This is a genomic window from Rothia sp. (in: high G+C Gram-positive bacteria), assembly GCF_030540545.1.
Taxonomy (GTDB): Bacteria; Actinomycetota; Actinomycetes; order Actinomycetales; family Micrococcaceae; genus Rothia.
The window spans coordinates 1-246 of sequence record NZ_JAUNVZ010000024.1 but is presented as its reverse complement, the minus strand read 5'-3'; the positions used below and the strand labels follow the sequence as shown (position 1 = coordinate 246).

Below are 246 nucleotides of genomic sequence, written 5' to 3'. Positions count from 1 at the left end.
GGTATCGCCGCTATTAGCCGTTGGTGGTGGTGATATGAGAGCCTTAAACTTATCCACCCTTCATGGAACGGAAGAACTAGTATGCCCGAAATCTTTGCTGCCTCCTCGTCCGCGAACCCCAGAGTCACCCCGCGTCTAATTGCTGTTGATATGGACGGCACTTTCCTGACGGACGCTAAAACCTTCGACACCGACCGGTTTGAACGTATTCTGCCTCGCTTACAGGCACACGGTATCTATTTTGTG

Annotated in this window: 1 protein-coding gene; it reads left to right on the top strand. The window is 51.6% G+C overall.

Going from position 1 to position 246, the window contains the following annotated elements; translation table 11 throughout:
• Window positions 1-81: 81 nt before the first annotated feature.
• A partial coding sequence (locus Q4P78_RS09550) for an HAD hydrolase family protein (protein WP_368660903.1) occupies window positions 82-246 on the top strand: 165 nt, incomplete at its 3' end.